Genomic DNA, 5,084 nt, shown 5'->3' with positions numbered 1-5,084 from the left:
GCGGGTGCGGCTCGATGGCGCGCGGTCCGTGGTGGAGATGCTCACGGACCTTCAGGAGCGTCAGTCCGGGCTGATCGACCATCAGCATCTCGGCCTCTCGGAGATTCAGAAGCTCGCCGGTCCCGCAGCGGCCTTCGACACCCTCGTACTGTACGAGAACTACCCCCTTCCCCCGGCCGGAGCCGCGCCCGCCCCCGACGCCGTGTCCATCCGGCCGGCGAGCGCGTCCCGTGACGGGTCGCACTATCCGCTCACCCTTGTCGTGGTCCCGGGCGGCCCCCGGATGCGTTTCAAGCTGGACTACCGGCCTGACATGTTCGACCGCGACACCGCGGAATCGATCTTCCAGCATGTGGTGCGGGTGTTGGAGCAGATCGCGGCCGGGCCGGCGGTCCGGGTGAGCGATATCGAGGTGCTGGGCCAGGCTGAGCGCTCGCGGGTGGTGGAGGGGTGGAATGCGACGGCCCGGCCGGTGTCGGCGGGGTCGGTGCTGGAGGCGTTCGAGGGCTGGGCGGACCGTTCCCCCGGTGGGGTGGCGGTGCGGTGCGGTTCCGATGCCGTCTCGTATGGGGAGCTGGAGAAGCGGGCGAATCGGCTGGCCCGGTATCTGGTGGGTATCGGGGTCGGTGGTGAGTGCCTGGTGGGGTTGTGTCTGCCGCGTGGGGTGGACATGGTGGTGGCGGAGTTGGCGGTGTGGAAGGCGGGGGCGGCGTTCGTGCCGCTGGATCCGGAGTATCCGGCGGACCGGCTCGCCTTCATGGTCGCGGACAGCGGTGCGCGGGTGGTGCTGGGGTCGGGTTCGACGCTGGCGGATGTGCCGGTGGACGGCGCGCGGGTGGTGCTGCTGAACGAGGTGGGCGAGGAGATCGCCGCTGAGCCGACTGACGCGCCGGGGAGGGTGATCGTCCCGGACCAGCTGGCGTACGTCATCTACACGTCGGGTTCGACGGGCAGGCCGAAGGGTGTGGCGGTCGCCCATGGCGGGGTGGCGAACCTCGCGGATGCCATGCGCCCGGTGCTGGGCATGGGCGACGGCACGGTGATGCTTCAGTTCGCGTCGTTCGGCTTCGACGGCGCCGTACTTGATGTGGCGGTCACCCTCGCGGCGGGCGGAACGCTCGCGATCGCGTCGGCCGAGGAGCGTACGGAGCCCGGCGCGCTGGCCGAGATGATCCGTTCGGCAGGGGTGGAGGCGGCCAGCGTGGTGCCGTCGGTCTTACGTGTGCTGGATCCGGCCGCGGTGCCGGGGGTACGGAACTGGGTGCTGGGCGGGGAATGGCTGACCGCGGACCTCGCGAGCCGCTGGGTGCCCGGGGCTCGGGTGTGGAACACGTACGGTCCGACCGAGGCGACCGTGATGGCCACGGTGGGCGCGGTGGACGAGGGCATCGACGCGAAGGACGAACCCCCGGCGATCGGCCGCCCGCTGGGCAACGTACGGACCTATGTCCTGGACGGGTTTCTGCGCCCGGTCCCGCCGGGCGTCTCCGGGGAGCTGTATGTCGCGGGCCCGGGTCTGGCGCGGGGATACCTCGGTCGTCCCGGGCTGACGGCGGAACGGTTCGTGGCCTGCCCGTTCCTGCCCGCCGAGCGGATGTACCGGACAGGGGACCTGGCCCGCTGGACCCCCGAAGGACAGCTGGCGTTCGCGGGGCGTGCGGATGACCAGGTGAAACTCCGCGGCTTCCGGGTGGAGCCGGGCGAGGTCGAAGCGGTGCTCGCCGGGCATGGCTCCGTGAGCCAGGTGGCGGTCGTGGCACGGGAGGACCGGCCGGGGGAGAAGCGCCTGGTCGCCTATGTCGTTCCCGGTGAGCACGGCGCGAGCAGCGGGGACGGTGCCGACGGCGCGGACAGCGTGGCCGGTGTCGGCGGCGTGAACGGTGCCGACGGCACGGCCGGTGTCGGCGGTCTCGATACGGAAGCGCTGAGGGAGTTCGCCGGGACCCGGCTGCCGGAGTACATGGTCCCCTCGGCGGTGGTGGTGCTGGCGGCGCTGCCGCTGACGGTGAACGGCAAGCTCGACCGGGCCGCCCTCCCCGTCCCCGATGTCGCGGTGAGGGGTGGCCGGGATCCCGAGACGCCCGCCGAAGCGGTGCTGTGCGGGCTGTTCGCCGAGGCACTCGGCCTGGAGCGGGTCAGCGCCGAGGACTCCTTCTTCGCACTCGGCGGCGACTCGATTCTGTCGATGATGCTGGTGTCCGGCGCGCGGCGGGCAGGACTGGCGATCACCGCTCGTCAGGTGTTCGAGCACCGGACCCCCGCGGCCCTGGCGCTGGTGGCCGCCCCATCGGGCGATACGGCGGTCGGCGGCGGTGATCCCGGAGTCGGCGGGATACCGCTCACCCCGGTGATGCATGAGCTGATCGACCGGGTCGGCGCCGGTCAGGTCGGCCAAGTCGTCCAGTCCGCCGTCGTGGCGGCCCCGCCCGGTCTGCGGCTGGAGACCCTGACCGACGCGGTACGAGCGGTGGTGGACCACCATGACGTACTGCGGGCCCGTCTGGAGACCGGACCGGAACGGCGGCTGGTGGTGTCCGGGCCGGGGACCGTCCCGGCCGGATCGTGGGTGCGCCGGGTCGACGTCACGGCGGACGACCTGCCGCGGACGGTCGCCGAGCAGACGGCGGCGGCGGTGGGACGGCTCGACCCGGCGGCCGGTGTCATGGCGCAGCTGGTGTGGCTGGACCCGGGGCCGGACGCCGCCGGGCGGCTGCTGGTGGTGATCGACCATCTGGTGATGGACGCGGTGTCCTGGCGGGTACTGCTGCCGGACCTGGAAGAGGCGTGCACAGCGGTCGCCGCAGGCCGGAAGCCCGCCCTGGAGCCGGTGCCCACGTCGTTCCGCCACTGGGCGCGAGCCCTGGCGGAGCAGGCGGGCGGCGCGGAGCGGGTGGCGGAGCTGCCGGAGTGGAAACGGCTGCTCCAGGGCCCCGATCCGCTGCTGACCGCACGGCCCGTGGACCCGGAGCGGGATGTGGCCGCCACGGTGCGGCGGGTGTCGGTGACGGTTCCGGCAGAGATGACCTCGGCGCTGCTGACCGGTGTTCCGGCGGCGTTCCACGCCGGAGTCGATGAAGTGCTGCTGACCGGGCTGGCCGCGGCCGTAGCGGAGTGGGCGGATGCCGGGGACCCGGCGGGCGGCTTCCTGGTGGACGTGGAGGGCCACGGCCGGGTGGCGCTGACCGAGGGGATGGATCTGTCGCGTACGGTCGGCTGGTTCACCGCCGCCCACCCGGTACGGCTCGACGCCGGGACATCTGACGGCTCCGGGGCATCCGAAGCCGGTGCCGGGGCGTCCGCCGCCGATGAGATCCGGTCCGGCGGTCCGGCCGCCGGCGCGGCCGTGAAGCGGGTCAAGGAACAGCTGCGCGCGGTGCCCGGTGACGGGCTCGGCTACGGCCTGCTGCGCCGTCTCAACCCCGAGACCGCGCCGGAGCTGGCAGCGCTGCCGGCCGCGCAGATCGGCTTCACCTACCTCGGCCGGATCCCCGGCGCCACCGCCGGCTCACCGGCGGACGGGAACCCGGAGCCGACCGGTGCGCCCGGTGACGGCCGGTTCCCGGTGACACACCCCCTGGAGGTCGTGGGCGTGGTCCATGACCTGGCCGAGGGGCCGCGGCTCACCCTCACCCTGGCCTGGCCGGAGCGGCTGCTGGAGGAGACGGCGGCCCGCCGGCTCGTCGAGGGCTGGGCGGCGATGCTGACCGGTCTCGTCACGCACACCGCCGACCCCACGGCGGGCGGACACACCCCGTCCGATTTCCCGCTGGTCGCACTCGACCAGCCACAGATCGAGAAACTGGAGGAGGCGGCGCCGGGGCTGGCGGACATCTGGCCGCTGTCACCGTTGCAGGAGGGGCTGCTGTTCCACGCGATGTTCGCCGAGCAGGGCACGGACGCCTATGTGGAGCAGATGATCGTCGGTCTGGAAGGTCCGCTGGACCCAGAAGTGCTGCGGGCGTCCTGGCAGGCCGTGCTGGACCGGCATATGAGCCTGCGGGTGGGATTCCGGCAGGTGGCCGGGTCCGGACAGTCCGTACAGATCGTCATGCCGAGGGCGGTCCTGCCGTGGCGGCAGGAGGATCTGTCGGAACGGGACGAGCACGCGGCGTGGGCCGAGTCGGAGCGGATCGGGGCCGAGGAGCGGCAGCGCGGATTCGACCTGACACAGCCGCCGCTGCTGAAGGTGCTGCTGGTCAGGACGGGACCTGACCGGTACCGGATGATGGTCACCCTGCACCACATCATCCTCGACGGCTGGTCGCTGCCGGTCCTGAGGCGTGAGCTGTGGGCCTGTTACGAGGCCGGGGGCAGCGCCGCAGGTCTGCCTCCGGTGCCCCCGTACCAGGAGTATCTGGCCTGGCTGGGCCGCCAGGACAAGGAGGCGGCGCGGGAGGCGTGGCGGGCCGAGCTCACCGGTGCGGACGAGCCTACGCTGGTGGTGCCCATGACCCCGGGCACCGCGCTCGCGCCCAGCGCCGAGTCCGGGGAGACCTTCGCCATGGCGGGCGCTCCGCTGGACGCGGCCCTCGCCGAGCTGGCCCGCACCCAGGGCGTGACGGTGAACACGGTGGTGCAGACCGCCTGGGCCCTGGTGATCGGGCAGCTGGCGGGCCGCCAGGACGTGGTGTTCGGCGCGTCCGTGGCCGGACGGCCGGCGGATCTGCCCGGCATGGAGAACATGCTCGGACTGTTCATCAACACCGTCCCGGTCCGGGTGCGGTTCGACCCCTCCCGGACCGTCGCCCAGGTCCTGGCGGAGCTACAGGGCCGGCAGTCGGCACTGATGGACCATCAGTATCTGAGCCTGGGCGACATCCAGCGCGTGGCCGGCCCGGGGGCGACCTTCGACGCCCTGATGGCGTTCGAGAGCTTCCCCTCCGGGGCGACCGCGCCGACGCCGTCGGGCGAGGACGCGCGGGAGGCCGGTCCGGCCGGTCTGCTGCTCACCGAGGCCGGAATGCGCGAGTCGATCAATTACCCGCTCGGACTGGTGGTGGACCCGCTCGGCGGGCTCCGGATGCGACTGACCTACCGGCCGGACCTCTTCGACGAGGGCGCTGCCCGGGCGCTGCTCGCCCGGC

The 5,084-nt window shown here is 72.9% G+C and carries 1 protein-coding gene; it reads left to right on the top strand.

Going from position 1 to position 5,084, the window contains the following annotated elements:
* Positions 1-5,084 (top strand): non-ribosomal peptide synthetase (locus FF041_RS24665; RefSeq protein ID WP_194292151.1); only part of this gene is annotated, 5,084 nt, incomplete at both ends.

Source organism: Streptomyces jumonjinensis (assembly GCF_009600885.1).
GTDB classification, from domain to species: domain Bacteria; phylum Actinomycetota; class Actinomycetes; order Streptomycetales; family Streptomycetaceae; genus Streptomyces; species Streptomyces jumonjinensis.
The sequence above is the reverse complement of the archived record's forward strand: the minus strand, read 5'-3'. Positions and strand labels throughout refer to the sequence as shown.